The 17,487-nt window shown below is 67.2% G+C and carries 15 protein-coding genes; 9 read left to right on the plus strand and 6 right to left on the minus strand.

Annotated elements, in window-relative coordinates; all coding sequences use genetic code 11:
• Positions 1–267: 267 nt before the first annotated feature.
• The 3 genes from gyrB to dnaA all read right to left on the minus strand — a co-directional run bounded on the left by gyrB (position 268) and on the right by dnaA (position 5,613).
• Entirely contained in the window at positions 268–2,886 is a 2,619-nt protein-coding gene (gene gyrB / locus RCO38_RS21275) for a DNA topoisomerase (ATP-hydrolyzing) subunit B (RefSeq protein ID WP_308330451.1), read from the minus strand.
• 81 nt (positions 2,887–2,967) lie between these two features.
• Positions 2,968–4,074, minus strand: a complete 1,107-nt coding sequence (gene dnaN / locus RCO38_RS21280) for a DNA polymerase III subunit beta (RefSeq protein ID WP_308330452.1) — start codon at positions 4,072–4,074, stop codon at positions 2,968–2,970.
• Between the two features lie 132 nt (positions 4,075–4,206).
• Positions 4,207–5,613, minus strand: a complete 1,407-nt coding sequence (dnaA, locus tag RCO38_RS21285; protein WP_308330453.1) for a chromosomal replication initiator protein DnaA — start codon at positions 5,611–5,613, stop codon at positions 4,207–4,209.
• A 248-nt stretch (positions 5,614–5,861) separates the two neighbouring features.
• Here dnaA and rpmH point away from each other — a divergent pair, with 248 nt between their 5' ends.
• From rpmH to RCO38_RS21325, 8 genes are all read left to right on the plus strand, one after another.
• Positions 5,862–5,996 (plus strand): 50S ribosomal protein L34, encoded by a 135-nt coding sequence (gene rpmH / locus RCO38_RS21290; RefSeq protein ID WP_066096666.1) that lies wholly within the window; start codon positions 5,862–5,864, stop codon positions 5,994–5,996.
• Between the two features lie 82 nt (positions 5,997–6,078).
• Positions 6,079–6,474: a ribonuclease P protein component gene (locus RCO38_RS21295; protein WP_308330454.1), complete on the plus strand. Its 396-nt coding sequence runs from the start codon at positions 6,079–6,081 to the stop codon at positions 6,472–6,474.
• Positions 6,471–6,758, plus strand: coding sequence for a membrane protein insertion efficiency factor YidD (yidD, locus tag RCO38_RS21300; protein WP_308330455.1), 288 nt, complete (start codon positions 6,471–6,473; stop codon positions 6,756–6,758). Before RCO38_RS21295 ends, yidD begins: the two co-directional genes overlap by 4 nt.
• Positions 6,755–8,467: a membrane protein insertase YidC gene (gene yidC / locus RCO38_RS21305; RefSeq protein ID WP_308330456.1), complete on the plus strand. Its 1,713-nt coding sequence runs from the start codon at positions 6,755–6,757 to the stop codon at positions 8,465–8,467. The genes yidD and yidC overlap by 4 nt, the downstream gene beginning before the upstream one ends.
• Positions 8,468–8,550: 83 nt before the next feature.
• A complete protein-coding gene (gene mnmE / locus RCO38_RS21310) occupies positions 8,551–9,972 on the plus strand; it encodes a tRNA uridine-5-carboxymethylaminomethyl(34) synthesis GTPase MnmE (protein ID WP_308330457.1) in 1,422 nt (473 codons plus the stop codon).
• Between the two features lie 68 nt (positions 9,973–10,040).
• Positions 10,041–11,432 carry an LpqB family beta-propeller domain-containing protein gene (locus RCO38_RS21315; protein ID WP_308330458.1) on the plus strand — a complete coding sequence of 464 codons (1,392 nt, stop codon included), beginning with the start codon at positions 10,041–10,043 and terminating at the stop codon, positions 11,430–11,432.
• A gap of 114 nt (positions 11,433–11,546) precedes the next feature.
• Positions 11,547–12,038 (plus strand): Crp/Fnr family transcriptional regulator, encoded by a 492-nt coding sequence (locus RCO38_RS21320; RefSeq protein ID WP_308330459.1) that lies wholly within the window; start codon positions 11,547–11,549, stop codon positions 12,036–12,038.
• A 52-nt stretch (positions 12,039–12,090) separates the two neighbouring features.
• Positions 12,091–12,717 carry a hypothetical protein gene (locus RCO38_RS21325; RefSeq protein WP_308330460.1) on the plus strand — a complete coding sequence of 209 codons (627 nt, stop codon included), beginning with the start codon at positions 12,091–12,093 and terminating at the stop codon, positions 12,715–12,717.
• A gap of 22 nt (positions 12,718–12,739) precedes the next feature.
• Here the strand turns inward: RCO38_RS21325 and RCO38_RS21330 are convergent, their stop codons facing one another.
• The 3 genes from RCO38_RS21330 to RCO38_RS21340 all read right to left on the minus strand — a co-directional run bounded on the left by RCO38_RS21330 (position 12,740) and on the right by RCO38_RS21340 (position 16,430).
• Positions 12,740–13,285 carry an adenine phosphoribosyltransferase gene (locus RCO38_RS21330; RefSeq protein ID WP_308330461.1) on the minus strand — a complete coding sequence of 182 codons (546 nt, stop codon included), beginning with the start codon at positions 13,283–13,285 and terminating at the stop codon, positions 12,740–12,742.
• A gap of 106 nt (positions 13,286–13,391) precedes the next feature.
• On the minus strand, positions 13,392–14,354 hold the full coding sequence (locus RCO38_RS21335) for an MBL fold metallo-hydrolase (protein ID WP_308330462.1): 963 nt from the start codon (positions 14,352–14,354) through the stop codon (positions 13,392–13,394).
• Positions 14,355–14,441: 87 nt separating this feature from the next.
• The gene (locus RCO38_RS21340) at positions 14,442–16,430 is read right to left on the minus strand and encodes a cation:proton antiporter domain-containing protein (RefSeq protein ID WP_308330463.1); all 1,989 of its coding nucleotides are present in this window, start codon (positions 16,428–16,430) and stop codon (positions 14,442–14,444) included.
• Positions 16,431–16,471: 41 nt separating this feature from the next.
• Between RCO38_RS21340 and RCO38_RS21345 the strand changes: the two genes are divergently transcribed.
• Positions 16,472–17,470 carry a KpsF/GutQ family sugar-phosphate isomerase gene (locus RCO38_RS21345; RefSeq protein WP_308330464.1) on the plus strand — a complete coding sequence of 333 codons (999 nt, stop codon included), beginning with the start codon at positions 16,472–16,474 and terminating at the stop codon, positions 17,468–17,470.
• The last annotated feature ends 17 nt before the right edge of the window (positions 17,471–17,487 follow it).

Here is a 17,487-nt window from a genome sequence, read left to right on the forward strand (position 1 = left end):
CATACTTACGAATCACCGAGGCGTTGAAAATCTAACTTCCGCATTCTTTCGCTGGATAGATGCGTGGGTTAAGAGCTTGATTGTTGGCCCGTATATCCCAACGAGCTATGACCCATGTATGGGGCTGACACTCAATGTGCCGGCTAGCGTAACCAGGACCAGGGTAAAGCTAGAAAGCTAGGCAACAGCTACCGAAGCGAAGAGGCCCATAAATTTCTCAATTTATGGGCCTCGGTTTCTCAGCTTATGGGTCGCTCTACACTTACATTAAACGTCGATGTTGCCAGCCCGCAGCGCGTTTGTCTCGATGAAATCCCGCCGCGGTTCCACCTCATCCCCCATCAGCATCGTGAACACGCGGTCGGCTTCGATGGCGTCGTCGATCTGCACGCGCAGCAGGCGGCGGACCTGCGGGTCCATGGTGGTTTCCCACAGCTGCTCGGGGTTCATTTCGCCCAGGCCTTTGTAGCGCTGGCGGCTGGTGGTGCGCTCGGCTTCGCTGATCAGCCATTGCATGGCCTGGCGGAAGTCGCTCACGCGCTCTTCCTTCTGCTTGTCGCCTTCGCCGCGGAGGGCCTTGGCGCCTTCGCCGAGCAGGCCGCGGAAGGTGTCGGCCGCGGTGGCCAGGGCCGCGTAGTCGGCGCCGTGCACGAAGTCCTGCGTGAGGATGCTGCTCTTGACGTTGCCGTGGTGGCGGCGGCTGATGCGCAAGATGGGCTTGTCGCTGCGCGCGTCGAACTCGCCGGCCACTTCGGGCGGCACGCCGGTGGTGCTCAGCTCGGCCAGCTTGGCCTGCATCGCGACGGCGCTGGCCTCGGCCTCTTCCACGGTGTCGAGCTTGACGCTCACGCCGTCGGCGATGGCGCGCAGGGCCTCGGCGTCCATGAAGTTGGACAGGCGGTCGATCACGCGCTCGGCGGCCTGGTGCTTGCGCGCCAGCTCGGCCAGAGTGTCGCCCTCGAGCACGGTGTTGGCCGCACCGCCGGTCTGCACCTTGGCGCCGTTCAGCGCGATGCGCAGCAGGTACTGGTCCAGTGCAGCGGCGTCCTTCAGGTACAGCTCTTCCTTGCCGCTCTTGACCTTGTACAGCGGCGGCTGCGCAATGTAGATGTGGCCGCGCTCGACCAGCTCGGGCATCTGGCGGTAGAAGAAGGTCAGCAGCAGGGTGCGGATGTGGGCGCCGTCGACGTCGGCGTCGGTCATGATGATGATGCGGTGGTAGCGCAGCTTGGCGACGTCGAAGTCGTCCTTGCCCTCGCCGCCCGCGCCTTCACCGCCGCCGGCCTTGCCGATGCCGGTGCCCAGCGCGGTGATGAGGGTCAGGATTTCGTTGGACGACAGCAGCTTCTCGTAGCGCGCCTTCTCCACGTTCAGGATCTTGCCGCGCAGCGGCAGGATCGCCTGGAACTTGCGGTCGCGCCCCTGCTTGGCCGAGCCACCGGCGGAGTCGCCCTCCACGATGTAGATCTCGCACAGGGCGGGGTCTTTTTCCTGGCAGTCGGCCAGCTTGCCGGGCAGGCCCATGCCGTCGAGCACGCCCTTGCGGCGCGTCATCTCGCGCGCCTTGCGGGCGGCTTCGCGGGCCTTGGCGGCCTCGACGATCTTGCCGCAGATGATCTTGGCGTCGTTGGGCTTTTCCTGCAGGTAGTCGGTCAGCAGACGGGCCACCACGTCTTCCACCGGGCCGCGCACTTCGCTGGAGACCAGCTTGTCCTTGGTCTGGCTGCTGAACTTGGGCTCGGGCACCTTGACGGAGAGCACGCAGCACAGGCCTTCGCGCATGTCGTCGCCGGTCACTTCCACCTTGGCCTTCTTGGCCAGGTCGTTCTCTTCGATGTACTTGTTGATGACGCGGGTCATCGCGGCGCGCAGGCCGGTCAGGTGGGTGCCGCCGTCGCGCTGCGGGATGTTGTTGGTGAAGCAGAGCACCTGTTCGTTGTAGCCGCTGTTCCACTGCATGGCCACCTCGACGCCGATGTTGGTGCCCTGGTCGCTCTGGCGGTCGCCGATGGCGTGGAAGCAGTTCGGGTGCAGGACCTGCTTGCCCTTGTTGATGAACTCCACGAAGCCCTTGACGCCGCCCGCGCCGGAGAAGTCGTCTTCCTTGCCGCTGCGCTCGTCCTTGAGGCGGATGCGCACGCCGTTGTTCAGGAACGAGAGTTCGCGCAGGCGCTTGGCCAGGATGTCGTAGTGGAAGTCGTTGTTCTCTTTGAAGATCTCGGTGTCGGGCAGGAAGTGCACCTCGGTGCCGCGCTTCTCGGTCTGGCCGATCACCTTCATCGGCGAAATCTCGACGCCGTCGCGCTGCTCGACGATGCGGTTCTGCACGAAGCCGCGCGCGAACTCGATCTGGTGCATCTGGCCTTCGCGGCGCACAGTCAGGCGCAGCCACACGGACAGCGCGTTCACGCAGGACACGCCCACGCCGTGCAGGCCGCCCGAGACCTTGTAGGAATTCTGGTTGAACTTGCCGCCCGCGTGCAGCTCGGTCAGCGCGATTTCGGCCGCCGAGCGCTTGGGCTCGTGCTTGTCGTCCATCTTCACGCCGGTCGGGATGCCGCGGCCGTTGTCCACCACGCTGATGGAGTTGTCGGTGTGGATGGTGACGACGATGTCGTCGCAATGGCCGGCCAGCGCTTCGTCGATGGAGTTGTCGACCACCTCGAACACCAGGTGGTGCAGGCCGGTGCCGTCGGACGTGTCGCCGATGTACATGCCCGGGCGCTTGCGCACCGCCTCCAGGCCTTCCAGGATCTGGATCGCGCCTTCGCCATAACCCTCGCTCGCGCCGGCCTGGTGGGCGTCGATCTTGGGCTGGAAATTGGAGCTGTCGGGGTGGGCGGCACCGTTTTCGGACGGGTCAACGGGCTTGCTGGCTTCGGACATGGTGGAAATTTCTCTGACTCAGTAAACGCCAAACCCGCGTGGCTCGCGGGTTTGGAAGGTGTATCGCTTGGTGTCAGCGGATCAGATCCGCATGGGCATCACGACGTACTTGAACGCGTTGTCTTCGGGGTTGGTGATCAGCGCGGAGCTGTTGCCGTCCTGCAGTTCGATGCGGACCATCTCCTGGCCCATGTTCTGCAGCGCGTCAATCAGGTAGGTGACGTTGAAACCGATCTCGATCGCGTCACCGCCGTAGTCGATGTCGAGCTCGTCGACCGCCTCTTCCTGCTCGGCGTTGCTGGAGGCGACGCGCAGCGTGCCCGGCTCGACGTTCAGGCGCACGCCCTTGAACTTCTCGCTGGTCATGATCGCGGTGCGCTGCAGGCTGGCCAGCAGCGGCTGGCGACCCAGCGTGACGATGTTCTTGTGGTTTTTCGGGATGACGCGGTTGTAGTCGGGGAACTTGCCCTCGACCAGCTTGGTGACGAACTCCATGCCGTCGAAGCTGAACTTGGCCTGGTTGGCGGCGAACTGCATCTCGATCGCGCCTTCCTTGTCAGACAGCAGGCGCTGCAGTTCGAGCACGGTCTTGCGCGGCAGGATGACCTCCTGCTTGGGCACCTCCACGTCGAGTTCGGCGCTGGCGAATGCCAGGCGGTGGCCGTCGGTGGCGACCAGCGAGAGCTTCTGGCCTTCGGCCACGAACAGGATGCCGTTGAGGTAGTAGCGGATGTCGTGCACCGCCATCGCGAACGAGACCTGGCCCAGCAGACTCTTGAGCGTCTTCTGCGGCACGCTGAACACGGGGCCGAAGCTGGCCGATTCCTGCACCAGCGGGAAGTCCTCGGGCGGCATGCTCTGGAGCGTGAAGCGGCTCTTGCCTCCCTTGAGAATGGTCTTGCCTCCGGTGTGCTCCAGGCTCACGGCCTGGTCGGCCGGCATGGTGCGCAGGATGTCGATCAGCTTGCGGGCGCCGATCGTGGTGGCAAAGCTGCCGTCGTCGCCGCCCAGCTCGGCCGTGGTGCGGATCTGGATTTCGAGGTCGCTGGTGGTCAGCTGGACCTGCGAGCCGGTCTTGCGCAGCAACACGTTGGCCAGGATGGGCAGCGTGTGGCGCCGCTCGACGATGCCGGCGACCGACTGCAGTGCGGCCAGCACCTGGGCCTGGGAAGACTTCAAAACGATCATGTCAGACTCTTTCGTCACTGGTTGACTGGCGCTTTGTCACGGCGCTCTCCTCGGGCGTTCCTCGCAGCCCCCTCGAAACCCAAAACGTGCCTATTTTCACCTGTTTTTACAGACCACCCCTGGCGCCCACGGTCAGCCTTTCAGGGTCTGCTCCAGCACGTGCAACTGCTGGTTCAGCTCGGTGTTGGTCTGGCGTTCGGCGGCGATCTTGCGCACCGCGTGCAGCACGGTCGTGTGGTCCCGGCCACCGAACAGCTCGCCGATCTCGGGCAGGCTCTTCTGGGTCAGCTCCTTGGCCAGGAACATCGCGATCTGGCGCGGCCGCGCAATGCTGGCCGGGCGCTTCTTCGAATACATGTCCGCGACCTTGATCTTGTAGTAGTCGGCCACGGTTTTCTGGATGTTCTCGACCGAGATCTGGCGGTTCTGGATCGACAGCAAATCCTTGAGTGCGTCGCGCGCCAGCTGGATCGAGATGTCCTTCTGGTTGAAGCGGCTGTAGGCCAGGATCTTGCGCAGCGCGCCTTCGAGCTCGCGCACGTTCGAGCGCACGTTCTTGGCGACGAAGAAGGCCACTTCCTCGGGCATCACGGCGTTCTCGGCCGCGGCCTTGTTGATCAGGATCGCCACCCGCATCTCCAGCTCGGGCGGCTCGATGGCCACCGTCAGGCCCGAATCAAAGCGCGAGACCAGCCGCTCATGGATGTCGGCCAGGCCCTTGGGGTAGGTGTCGCTGGTCAGCACGATATGGCTCTTGCGGGCCAGCAGCGCCTCGAAGGCGTTGAAGAACTCCTCCTGCGTGCGCTCCTTGTTGGCGAAGAACTGCACGTCGTCGATCAGCAGCAGATCGAGCGAGTGGTAGCGCTCCTTGAATTCGTCGAAGGTCTTGCGCTGGTAGGACTTGACCACATCCGAGACGAACTGTTCGGCGTGGATGTACAGAACCTTGGCCTGCGGCTTGTCGGCCAGCAGCTGGTTGCCGATCGCGTGCACCAGGTGGGTCTTGCCCAGACCGACGCCGCCGTAGATGAACAGCGGGTTGTAGAGCTGGCCCAGACTACCGGCCACGTGCATCGCCGCGGCGCGCGCCATGCGGTTGGCCGAGCCTTCGACCAGGGTGGTGAAGGTCAGTGCCGGGTTCAGGCGGCTGCGTGGCCCGGTGGTGGCGGTCGGCTCAGTGGGCGCCACGTCGGGCAGCTCGGCCAGCACCTGCTCCTGCACGGTGCGAGAAGACGGCACAGTCCGGCTCGGCGTTTCGCGCGGAGCAAGCGCTAACTCCAAAAGAACCGGAGCACCCTGGATGCCTTCCAGCAAGGCGGAGATGCGGGCGGCGTACTGGGCCCGGATCCAGTCCATCTTGAAGCGGTTGGCGACGGCCACGGTCACCCGCGAACCATCGGGGGCGACGGTGGCCGAAAGGGGGCGGATCCAGGTATTGAACTGCTGCTCGGGAATTTCCTGGGCCAGACGGTCGACGCAGGACAGCCAGAGCGACGAGGCGTCGCTGGCAGCAGAAAGGGGGGAATGGCCCTCGATCATGAAACGGGAAAGGAAGGTTGTTCTTGTGGACAAACGGCTCGGGGCTGGACCGGCATTGTAGGCCCGCAGAAAAGTTATCCACACCCTTGGGGCGACTGTTACAAGTTCGGTCCCCGGACGGCCAGACCGGTCGGGAATGGGGTTCGAGACGGCTGCGCTTGCTGGTTTCAGGCTTTCTCGGCGATAATTGCGGGTTTCCCTCCAACTTGAAATAGCCCTGGCCTTGCCTGGGCCGCACTGCCATGGCAATGAAACGCACCTACCAGCCTTCGAAGATCAAGCGCGCCCGTACCCACGGTTTCCTCGTGCGCATGAAGACCCGCGGTGGCCGCGCCGTCATCAACGCACGCCGCGCCAAGGGCCGCAAGCGTCTGGCCGTCTGAGCCTGATACGCCCTGCCGCATCGATCGGTTGTTGGTCGGCCGGGCCCACGCTCTCCAGCGCGCCTGTGACTCCGGTCGTCTGATGCAGCGCATCCGGACCCGGCCCCAGTTCCAGGCCGCCATGGCGGGTGCCATCGTGGCCAAAACCCCTCATTTCGCCCTGCACCGGTTGGCATTGCCCGGACCGGAGCACGGGCGTTTGCTGTTTCCGGTGTCCGACACCTGGGTGGGGGTCGTGCTGCCCAAACGCTGGGCCAAGCGGGCCGTCACGCGCAACGCTATCCGGCGTCAGGTGTACGAGGCCGCCCGCCTGGTTGCGGACCGGTTGCCGCCGGCGGCGCTGGTCGTGCGCCTGCGCAGCGGCTTCAGCCGGGAGCAGTTTGTGAGCGCCACGTCCGACCTGCTCAAGCAGGCGGTGCGCACCGAGCTGACCCAGTTGCTCGGGCGCGTCGCCGCACGGCCGGAGGTTGCGGCATGATGCGCGACTGGCCGCGTCAGGCCCTGATCGGACTGGTCAGGGGCTACCGCCTGTTCCTCAGTCCCTGGTTGGGCGGCAGCTGCCGCTTCGAGCCCACCTGTTCGGTCTACGCGCTGGGGGCGTTGCAGCGCCATGGCGCCCTGGCCGGTGGTTACCTGATGCTCAGGCGCATCGGCCGCTGTGGTCCCTGGTGCGAGGGAGGCTGCGACCCGGTGCCCGACACGACACCCGCACTGTTCTCTCACCTGATTCCTGTTTCCTCAGAAAAGAAGAACCCTTCATGAACGACATCCGCCGTTCCATCCTCTGGGTGGTCTTTGGTTTTTCGATGGTCCTGATCTGGGACAAGTGGCAGATCCACAACGGCAAGGCGCCCACCTTCTTCCCTTCGTCGGCTGCGACTGCGCCGGCTGAGCAGAAAGCAGCGCCAGCGCCCGATGCCAGCGTGCCGGCTGCCACATCGGCCAGCGCGCCTGCAGTGGCCGGTGCAGCTGTCGCGCCCGACGCGGGCGCGCCCGCGCCCACGGCCATGCGCCACGAGGTGACCACCGATGTGTTCAAGCTCGCCTTCAACAGCGAAGGCGGTTCGCTGATCGGCGCCACGCTGCTGCAGCACGCCAGCAAGCAGCTCGGTTCCGAGCCGTTCCAGCTGCTGGCCCAGAACGACCAGCACACCTACGTCGCGCAGACCGGCCTCATCGGCGGCAGCTTCCCGACGCACAAGACGCCCATGACCCTGGTGCCCGGGGCCACATCGCTGGCGGACGGCCAGGACACGCTGGCGGTGAAGTTCGAGTCGGCCGACGTCGGTGGCGTCAAGCTCATCAAGACCTACACGCTCAAGCGCGGCAGCTACACCATCGATGTGGCGCACGAGGTGGTCAACACCGGCGCCGCGCCTGTCACCCCGCAGCTGTATGTGCAGCTGGTGCGCGACGGCAACAAGACCGACAGCGAGACGCCGTTCTATTCGACCTTCACCGGCCCGGCGGTCTACACCTCGGCCCAGAAGTACCAGAAGATCGAATTCGGCCAGATCACCGACAACAAGGCCACCTTCGAGAAGAGCGCCACGGACGGCTACGTGGCCATGGTGCAGCACTACTTCACCTCGGCCTGGCTGCTGCCCGAGGGCACCGCGCGCGAGAACTTCGCCCGCCGCATCGACAACAACCTGTTCTCCATCGGCGCCATCAGCACCCTGCCCGCCATCGCGCCGGGACAGAGCCAGAAGCTCGATGCCCGGCTCTTTGTCGGACCGCAGCTGGAGAAGGTGCTCGAAACCACGGCCCCCGGCCTGGAACTGGTGAAAGACTACGGCTGGCTGACCATCATCGCCAAGCCGCTGTACTGGCTGCTGGAAAAGATCCACAGCTTCGTGGGCAACTGGGGCTGGGCGATCGTGCTGCTGGTGGTGCTGCTCAAGGCGGCGTTCTACTGGCTCAACGCGAGCGCCTACCGTTCGATGGCCAAGATGAAGGCCATCAACCCGCGCATCATGGAAATGCGCGAGCGCCTGAAGAACAACCCGCAGCTGATGCAGCAGGAGATGATGAAGATTTACCGGGAAGAGAAGGTCAACCCGCTGGGTGGCTGCTTCCCGATCCTGATCCAGATCCCGGTGTTCATCGCGCTGTACTGGGTGTTGCTGTCGTCGGTGGAGATGCGAAATGCTCCCTGGATCGGCTGGATCACCGACCTCTCCACGCTCGACCCGTTCTACGTGCTACCGGCGGTGATGACGCTGACCACCATCGTGCAGACCGCGCTGAATCCGCTGCCGCCCGACCCGCTGCAGGCCAAGATGATGTGGCTGATGCCGCTGATGTTCTCGGTCATGTTCTTCTTCTTCCCGGCCGGTCTGGTGCTGTACTGGATCACCAACAACCTGCTGACCATCGCCCAGCAGGCGTTCATCAACCACAAGATGGGCGTGCCGCTGAAGATCACGAACCCGTTCGAACTGTTCAGGGGCAAGCCGGCCGCCAAGTAAACGGCTTGCCTGTCAGCCCCAAGGGCCGCCGCACCTCCGGCGGCCCTTGCTGTTTCTGAAGTGCCTTGACGCAGAATCCGACCATGCTCGCCGCCGCCCTTGACCCCATTGCTGCCATCGCCACCGCGCCCGGCCGTGGCGCGGTGGGCATCGTGCGGGTGTCCGGCCAAGGCCTGGCGCCGTTCGTGCAGGCCCTGCTGGGGCGCATGCCCAAGGCCCGAGAAGCGACCTACCTGCCCTTCCCCGACGCCGCCGGCCAGCCCATCGACCACGGGCTCGCACTGTGGTTTCCCGGTCCACATTCCTACACAGGCGAGGACGTGCTGGAACTGCAGGGCCATGGCGGTCCGGTGGTGCTGCAGCTGCTGCTGGCGCGTTGCCTGCAGGTGGCGCAGTCCGCGGCCGCCGACCGTCAGCCGTTGCTGCGCGGCCTGCGCCCGGCGCGCGCCGGCGAATTCACCGAACGCGCGTTTCTGAACGACAAGCTCGACCTGGCCCAGGCCGAAGCGGTGGCCGACCTGATCGATGCCAGCACCGAGGCAGCAGCGCGCAGCGCCAGCCGTTCGCTCGCCGGGGTGTTCTCCGAGCGCATCCATGCGTTGCGCGACGCGCTGGTGCACCTGCGCATGCTGGTTGAGGCGACGCTGGACTTTCCCGAAGAGGAAATCGACTTCCTGCAGAAGGCCGACGCCAGCGGCCAGCTCGTGCGCCTGCGCGCCGGGCTGGATGCGGTGCTGGGCGAGGCGCGCCAGGGCGCGCTGCTGCGCGATGGTCTGAAGGTGGTGATCGCCGGCCAGCCCAACGCCGGCAAGAGCTCGCTGCTCAACGCGCTGGCCGGCGCCGAGCTGGCCATCGTCACGCCCATTGCCGGCACCACGCGGGACCTGGTACAGCAGACCATCCAGATCGAGGGCGTGCCACTGCACGTGATCGACACGGCCGGCCTGCGCCAGGGCGCCGACGTGGACGAGGTGGAGCAGATCGGCATACAGCGCGCCTGGGGGCAGATCGAACAGGCCGACGCCGTGCTGTTCCTGCACGACCTCAGCCGCGCCGACCGGGCCGACTACCAGGCCGCCGACGCTGCGATCGCCGCCGAACTGCCCTCCGGCGTGGCGCTGCTGCCGGTGTGGAACAAGCGCGACCAGTGCAGTGCGGGCGCGTCGGCCCTGATGGCGCGTGCGCAGGCGGCGGGCGAGCTGGTGATCTCGGCCAAGCAGGGCGAAGGCCTGGAGGCACTGCGTCAGCGCCTGCTTGATCTGGCCGGCTGGCAGCACGCGGGCGACGGCCTGTTCATGGCGCGCGAGCGGCACCTGCAGGCGCTGCGCCGCGTGGGCGAGCACCTGGCGCTGGCCGATGGCCACCTGGCCGCGCAGGCCGAACACCTGGACCTGCTGGCCGAGGAGCTGCGGCTGGCGCAGGGGGCGCTGGGCGAGATCACCGGCGAGTTCAGCGCCGACGACCTGCTCGGCGAAATCTTTTCCCGCTTCTGCATCGGGAAGTGAGCGTCTCTGGGGCCGGTGGAGAGGGTACAAAATGACACATCTTTGTTCACCCACCGGGCAGGCCCGCAATGACCGTTATTGAACCGGACGCCGCCACGGCGGCCACCGCATCACCGCTGGAGGCGGTGCGCCTGCCTGTGGTGTATGGCCCCGGCGTGGCCTCGGCTCTGGCGGAGCTGGGCCGAACCGAGGACGTGCACCTGTCCCCTGACAACCGGCGGCTGGCCATTGCCGGCCACCTGTGCAACCGCGTGCTGGTTCTGGGCATCGACATCGTTTGGGGCGGAGACGCGCCGCAAGTGCGGCTGCACAGCCCCCAGCCGCTGGTGTCGCGCGAGTTCGCGTACCCCCACGGCCTTTGCTGGAGCAGCGACGATACCCTGCTGGTGGCCAATCGCCAGGGCGGTGTGCCGGTGTTTCGCATACCACCGCCCGCGGTGGACGCCGCCCCCTGCGAGCTGCAGCCGCTGGTCCGCCTCGAGGCGGCTCAACCGGGGCTGGTGGAGACGCCCGGGTCGGTCAGCGTCCGTCCCCTGAGCTGCGGCTGCCTCGATGTGCTGGTGTGCAACAACTTCACACACCAGGTGACCCAGCACCTGGTGGACCCGGACGGTGCGTCACCACGCGCCGTCGCCGGCTCACCCCTTCTGGCCCGGGGACTGGACATTCCCGACGGGGTGGCCCACAGCCCCGACGGACGCTGGATCGCCGTCAGCAACCACAACGAACAATGCGTGCGCCTTTACGACGCTAGCCGAGCGCTCGGGCCGGACGCCGAGCCCGATGCCCGGCTGCCGGGCGCGGACTATCCCCATGGCCTGCGCTTTGCCGCCGCGTCGCGCCGCCTGCTGGTGGCCGACGCCGGCGCGCCGTTCGTGCATGTCTACAGCTGCCCCGACGGGCGCTGGCAGGACGGGGGGTGGGAGCACCGCCGACTGCGGGTGCTGGACGAAGACACCTTTCTCCAAGGGCGGTCCAACCCCCAGGAGGGCGGCCCCAAGGGGCTCGATCTTGACCGGCAGGGGCGCCTGCTGATCATCACCAACGAACAGGTGCCGCTGGCATTCTTCGACCTGCGGCCCCTGCTCGGCCCACTGTCCGATGGCGGCGGGGCCGATTCACAGCAGAAGGCGGACCGTGCGGTGCGGGACGCCCAGGTCTGGCGTCGCCAGATACAGGGGCTCGCGCTCCAGCTGGAGCGCAAGCAAGGGCAACTGCAGGTGGAGACCGCCCGCGCGGGGGCCGGTGCCGTGGACCTGGCACGGAAGGATGCGCTGCTGGCCCAGCAGGAGGACCGACTGCGGCATGCCGAGCGGGCGCTGGACGAGGCGCGCGCCGCGCTGCGGGACAGCCAGCAGGGCATGACCGCGCTCACGAGCAGCCGGTCCTGGCGACTCATGGCGCCTTACCGCGGCGCCGGCCGCTGGCTCCGGGGCTGGCTGCCGAACTCGAAAGTGTGACCGGGAGTTAACCGGAGCGCCGCTGACCACCATTGCGGCGCCACTGGGAACCGAAACGTAAGCAACCGTAACTGCGCCTTGTGTGGGCTGGCTCCCGGCCGTTATGGTGCGGGGATGAACGCCCGAGTTCCCACCGATGCGCGGTTCGACGTGCTGGCGCTGGCGCAGGCCATGCGCACCAGCAATGCGCTGGACGCTGTTCCGGCGAATCTGTCGGACGCGCAATGGCAGGTGCTGAGCGACTACCTGCAGCCGGTATCACTGAGCCAGGGGCAGGTGCTCATCGAACAGGGCGTGAAGGACCGTACGGTCTATTTTGTCGAGAGCGGCAGCCTCACCGTGCACTACGAGGACGACAAGGACCGGGTGCGCCTCGCCATGGTCGGTGCGGGATCGGTGTTGGGCGAGGGCGCTTTCTTCAGCCACCTGCCCCGCAGCGCGACTGTGAACGCGGGGGGGCACAGCCGGCTGTGGTGCCTGACCCCGCTGCGGTTCCGCGAGCTGTCCACCCGCCATCCCGCCATCGCGCTCGAACTGACCGTGGCCATGGCGGCGGTGCTCGCCCGGCGCATGTACAACAAGCCCAAGCGGGTCGCGGTCACCTGATCGCCCCATGGGGCCCGTCTCAAGTCCTCGTTCCTGAAGGCATACTCCGCCCATGTCCCTCCTACGCTGGTTGCAAGCCAAGAAGTCCGATGCCGGAGCCAATGGCGGCCGCAAGCCCCGCCGCTCTTTCGGCCAGACCACATTGCCCCTGATCTCGCCGCGACGGGGGCGGCGCATCCTGCGCCGCGAGCAGTTGTTTTCGGTGGTGCGTGAGTCCTTGATCCGCGCCGGCGTACTGTCCTCCAGCTACGAGTTCAAGGTGCTGGCCCTGGACTCCACCGGCGACGGCTTCCTGGTGCTCATCAACCTCACCCTGCCGGCCGACGTGATGCCCGACGAGTACCTGCTGGAGATCGAGCGCTGGATCCAGGGCAGCGCCCGCTCGCGCCATTCGATGCAGGTGCAGGCGGTGTACTGGCGCCGTCAGCCGGTGCACGATCTGCGGGGCGTGGCGCTCAAGGCCTCGGTGGCGGCACAGACCCGGCGCGGAAGTGCGGCGGCGCCCGGCACTGCGCGCGCGCTGGCGCCCGAGGAGGTGGCGGCCTTCCGTTCGGCGCTGGAGACCCCGGCGATGCCTGCGCACCGCATGGAGTCCCCGGCCGCGGCCCAGATGGAACGGCCGCCGGAGGTGCACAGCGATTTCGCCGAACTGAGCGAAACCCAGTACGGCAAGCTCTGAGACTGCTCCGGGGGGGCGGCGCTCAGTGCCCTTCGAAGTGAACCAGCGTGAAGAGGGGCAGGCCCGAGTCGCGCAGCTTCTGCGAGCCGCCCAGCTCGGGCAGATCCACGATCGCCGCTCCTTCGATCACCTCGGCGCCGAGCTTCTCCAGCAGGCGGCGCCCGGCCATCATGGTGCCACCGGTGGCAATCAGGTCGTCGATCAGCAGCACGCGGTCGCCGGACTTCACCGCGTCGGTGTGCAGCTCGACCGTGGCACTGCCGTACTCGAGTTCGTAGGTTTCCTCGACCGTGGTGAAGGGCAGCTTGCCCTTCTTGCGGATCGGCACGAAGCCGACGCCCAGCTCATAGGCCAGCACCGAGCCGATGATGAAGCCGCGTGCGTCCAGACCCGCGACCACGGTCGGCCTCAGGGCCGGGTCCATGTAGCGGTGCACGAAGGTGTCGATCAGCACCCGGAAGACCCGCGGGTCCTGCAGCAGCGGCGTGATGTCGCGGAACTGCACGCCCGGCGCGGGCCAGTCGGGCACGGTGCGGATGTGGCTCTTGAGGAAGGCGGTGGTGTCCATGGGTGGATTATGGAGACACCCCTGCTCCGCCTGCGGCATCACCCCCTCAAGGGGCGATGCGAGTGGCCCGGCAAAGCCGGTTCCACCGCATCTCTGGAGGGGGCGTTCAGGCCACCGGTTTGAACTGGTAGCCGCTGCCCGCGGCTTCGATGATGCCAAAGGCGGGGAACGGGAAGTGATAGCCGCCAGCCATGACCTTGTCCCGGACCAGCATGTCGAACACCCGCCGGCGTGTCTGGCGCGCCATCTCGGCGTCCATGTCGAACTGCACCGCCCAGTCGGGGCTGCGCGCGAACAGCGAGGGCACGTTGGTCAGGTCGGCCACGTACATGAACCTCTGTCCTTCCGATTGCACCGAAACCATGCTCATGCCGGGGGTGTGGCCGAACGCCGCCTCGGCCCGGATGCCGGGCGCCAGCTCCTGGCCCGGCTCGTACTTCATCAGAATGTCGGCCGGGATGCTGCCGATGACCTTGCGCGCCGCCTCGAAGCCGCCCTTGAGCGCAGGCGGCGCTGCGTTCATCTTGGCGTCGTCGAACCAGAACGCGTGCTCCGGCGCAGGCACATGCACCTTGGCCCTGGGGAAGGCCAGTGAACCGTCCTTCTTGCGCAGGCCGTTGATGTGGTCGCCGTGGTAGTGGCTGATGACCACGTGGTCGACGTCCTCGGGCTTGAAGCCGGCGGCACCGAGCTGGCCAGCGAGCTTGCCGGTGGTCGGCGGGCCGTTGTCCGCAAAGCCGGTGTCGAACAGGAACCGGCCCGCCGGGCCGACCACCAGGAAGGGGGTGAACGGGATGTCGACGTAGTCGGTGGGCAGGTTCTGCGAGGCCAGCAGCGACTTGACCTGCTCCAGCGGCACGTTGCGCACGAACTCCTCGCCCAGCGGCCGACGCAGCGCGCCGTCGTTGAGCGCGATGACCTCCATGGCCCCCAGCTTCAGGCGCTTGGCGCCGTTGGCCGGCAGGGCCGGCGGTCCGAAGTTCGGCGTGGCCTGCTGCGACCACACGGATGAAAAGGTCAGGGCGGTGGCACCGGCCATGCCGGCGCCCAGGAAAGCGCGTCGATCCATCAGCAAATCCTCCAGCGGGTTGAAAGGGGATGCGATGCCATCGCCGCGAGAGGGTTCCCGGCCGGTGGACTGGGACAAACCCGGGGTTCAGCCGCCGCCCAGCAGCTTCTCTTCGGCCAGCGCCAGCGCGGGCGCCTTGCCGCTGAGCACAAGGGTGTCGCCGCCGTCGAGCACGGTGTCGTCGTCGAACGGGGCGTTCTGGCCACCGGCGCGGCGCAGGCTGGCCACGCGCACGCCCATCGCTTCCAGTGCCACGCTGCCCAGCGTGCGACCCACCTTGCGCCCGCCCGGCGGGATGGTCACGGTCGAGAGCCGCTCGTGTTCGGCCTCCTCCACCCCGTCGTCGTCGGCGCCGTGGAAGTAGCCCTTGAGCAGGTGGTAGCGTGCGTCGCGCTGGTCCTGCACCACCCGGATCACGCGCCGCATCGGCACGCCCACCAGCGCCAGCGCGTGGCTGGCCAGCATCAGGCTGGCCTCGATGGCCTCGGGCACCACCTCGGTGGCACCTGCTGCGCGCAGCCGGCCGTCGTCCACATCGTCGATGGTGCGCACCACCACCGGCACTTGTGGCGCGTGTTCGTGCGCGTGGTGCAGCACCTTGAGCGCACTGGCGGTCTCGATGTAGGTGATCACCACGGCGCTGGCGCGGTGCAGGCCGGCGGCCATGAGCGCCTGCAGGCGCGCGGCGTCGCCGAACACCACGGAATGGCCGGCGGCGGCGGCCTGGCGCACCCGGTCGGGGTCCAGGTCCAGCGCCATGTAGGGAATGCCTTCGGCTTCCAGCAGCCGCGCCAGGTTCTGGCCGCAGCGGCCGTAGCCGCAGATGATCACGTGCTTGTCGGCGTTGATCGAGCGGCGGGCGATGCTGGTCATCTGCACCGACTGCATCAGCCAGTCGCTGCCCACCACGCGGGTGACGATGTCGTTGGTGTACTGGATGATGAAGGGCGTGGCGAGCATGGAGATCACCATGCTCGCCAGGATGGGGTTGAACAGCGCGGGGGGCACCAGTTGGTGCTGCCCGGCCAGCGACAGCAGCACCAGACCGAACTCGCCGGCCTGGCACAGGTAGAGGCCGGTGCGCAGCGCAGTGCCCATGGGGGCGCCGAACAGCCGCGTCAGGCTGGTGATCATCGCCAGCTTGAATCCGACCGACAGCGTGAACAGCAGCAGCACGAGCGGCCAGCGCTCGAGCACCAGGCGCCAGTCCAGCAGCATGCCGATGGTGATGAAGAACAGGCCGAGCAGCACGTCGTGGAAGGGCCGGATGTCGGTCTCCACCTGGTGCTTGTATTCGGTCTCTGAGATCAGCATGCCGGCGACGAAGGCGCCCAGCGCCAGCGACAGGCCGGCGTGTTCCGTCATCCAGGCCAGGCCCAGCGTGATCAGCAGCAGGTTGAGCATGAACAGCTCGTCGCTCTTGCGCCGCGCCACCAGGGTCAGCCACCACCGCATCAGCCGCTGTCCGCCGGTCAGCAGGATGCCCAGCAGCAGCGTGGCCTTGAGCAGGGCGATGCCCAGGGCCTTGAGCAGCTCGTCGGGCGGCGAGCCCAGCGCCGGGATCAGCACCAGCAGCGGCACGACCGCCAAGTCCTGGAACAGCAGGATGCCGACCACCCGCTTGCCGTGTTCGGACTCCAGCTCCAGCCGCTCGGCCACCAGCTTGATCACGATGGCGGTGCTGCTCATGGCCATCACGCCGCCCAGGGCCAGCGCCATCTGCCACTCCATCTGCCACCAGGTCGGCAGGAACCAGCCCAGCGCCAGCGAAGCCAGCGTGGTCAGCAGCACCGTCAGCACCACCTGGGACAGGCCCAGCCCGAACACGTGGCGCTTCATGGCGCGCAGCTTGGGCAGGCTGAACTCCAGCCCGATCACGAACATCAGGAACACCACACCGAACTCGGCCAGGTAGCGCAGACCCTGGGAGTTCTGGGCCAGGGCCAGCGCGTTCGGACCGATCACCACGCCGACCACCAGGTAGCCCAGCATGGGCGGCAACCGGAGCATGCGGCAGCCGACCACGCCGAGCACAGCCGCCAGCAGGTACAGCAGGGTGATGTCCAGGGAATTCATGCGCCCTGATGGTAATGGGTGCCCCACGCGATAATTCGCCCATGAGCACGGCCCTTTCCCCAGATGCCGCGCGCCTGCTGGCGATGGCGCGCGAAACCCTTCAGATCGAGGCCGAGGCCGTGACGGCGCTGGCCGGCCGGCTCGACGAGCGCTTTGCCGACGCGGTGCGCTGCCTGCTGGCCTGCACCGGCCGCGTGGTGGTCACGGGCATGGGCAAGAGCGGCCACATCGGCCGCAAGCTCGCCGCCACCCTGGCCTCGACCGGCACGCCCGCCATGTTCGTGCACCCGGCCGAAGCCAGCCATGGCGACCTGGGCATGATCACCGCCGCCGACGTGGTGCTGGGCATCAGCAACAGCGGCGAGAGCGACGAGCTGTCGGCCATCCTGCCGCTGATCAAGCGCATGGGCGTGCCCCTGGTCGCGTTCACCGGGCGGCCGGAATCGACCCTGGCGCGCCACGCCGACGTGGTGCTGGACACCGCCGTCGCGCGGGAGGCCTGTCCGCACAACCTTGCGCCCACAGCCAGCACCACCGCGCAGCTGGCACTGGGGGATGCGCTGGCGGTGGCGCTGCTGAACGCCCGGGGCTTCAAGGCCGACGACTTCGCCCGCTCCCATCCGGGCGGCTCGCTCGGCCGCAAGCTGCTCACCCATGTCAGTGACGTCATGCGCAGCGGCGACGATGTGCCGCGTGTGACCACCGACGTGCCGCTGATGGGCCTGATGCGCGAGATGAGCGCCAAGGGACTGGGCATGAGCGCGGTGGTCGACGGGGCCGGGCGGGTGCTGGGCATCTTCACCGACGGCGATCTGCGGCGCGTCATCGAGCGCTCCGGCAACAGCACCGACCTGCGGGCGCTGAGCGCCGGGGACGTGATGCATGCCAACCCGCGCACCGTGCGCGCCGACGCGCTGGCGGTCGAAGCGGCCGACCTGATGGAAGCCAGCCGCATCACCAGCGTGCTGGTGGTCGACGGCAGCGGCGCGCTGGTGGGCGCCCTCAACAGCAACGACCTCATGCGGGCGAAAGTCATCTGAGCCGGTCACCCGTTAGG

Origin of the sequence: Hydrogenophaga pseudoflava (assembly GCF_031020795.1) — a bacterium.
In the GTDB taxonomy this organism is placed as follows: domain Bacteria; phylum Pseudomonadota; class Gammaproteobacteria; order Burkholderiales; family Burkholderiaceae_C; genus Hydrogenophaga; species Hydrogenophaga pseudoflava_A.

Coding starts and splice junctions, on each gene's coding strand:
- yidC (WP_308330456.1), top strand. CDS start 6,755: ATGAACGACATCCGCCGTTCCATCCTCTGGGTGGTCTTTGGTTTTTCG.
- RCO38_RS21315 (WP_308330458.1), top strand. CDS start 10,041: ATGACCGTTATTGAACCGGACGCCGCCACGGCGGCCACCGCATCACCG.
- dnaA (WP_308330453.1), bottom strand. CDS start 5,613: ATGATCGAGGGCCATTCCCCCCTTTCTGCTGCCAGCGACGCCTCGTCG.
- RCO38_RS21330 (WP_308330461.1), bottom strand. CDS start 13,285: ATGGACACCACCGCCTTCCTCAAGAGCCACATCCGCACCGTGCCCGAC.
- RCO38_RS21345 (WP_308330464.1), top strand. CDS start 16,472: ATGAGCACGGCCCTTTCCCCAGATGCCGCGCGCCTGCTGGCGATGGCG.
- RCO38_RS21320 (WP_308330459.1), top strand. CDS start 11,547: ATGAACGCCCGAGTTCCCACCGATGCGCGGTTCGACGTGCTGGCGCTG.
- RCO38_RS21325 (WP_308330460.1), top strand. CDS start 12,091: ATGTCCCTCCTACGCTGGTTGCAAGCCAAGAAGTCCGATGCCGGAGCC.
- mnmE (WP_308330457.1), top strand. CDS start 8,551: ATGCTCGCCGCCGCCCTTGACCCCATTGCTGCCATCGCCACCGCGCCC.
- yidD (WP_308330455.1), top strand. CDS start 6,471: ATGATGCGCGACTGGCCGCGTCAGGCCCTGATCGGACTGGTCAGGGGC.
- dnaN (WP_308330452.1), bottom strand. CDS start 4,074: ATGATCGTTTTGAAGTCTTCCCAGGCCCAGGTGCTGGCCGCACTGCAG.
- RCO38_RS21295 (WP_308330454.1), top strand. CDS start 6,079: ATGCAGCGCATCCGGACCCGGCCCCAGTTCCAGGCCGCCATGGCGGGT.
- rpmH (WP_066096666.1), top strand. CDS start 5,862: ATGAAACGCACCTACCAGCCTTCGAAGATCAAGCGCGCCCGTACCCAC.
- RCO38_RS21335 (WP_308330462.1), bottom strand. CDS start 14,354: ATGGATCGACGCGCTTTCCTGGGCGCCGGCATGGCCGGTGCCACCGCC.
- RCO38_RS21340 (WP_308330463.1), bottom strand. CDS start 16,430: ATGAATTCCCTGGACATCACCCTGCTGTACCTGCTGGCGGCTGTGCTC.
- gyrB (WP_308330451.1), bottom strand. CDS start 2,886: ATGTCCGAAGCCAGCAAGCCCGTTGACCCGTCCGAAAACGGTGCCGCC.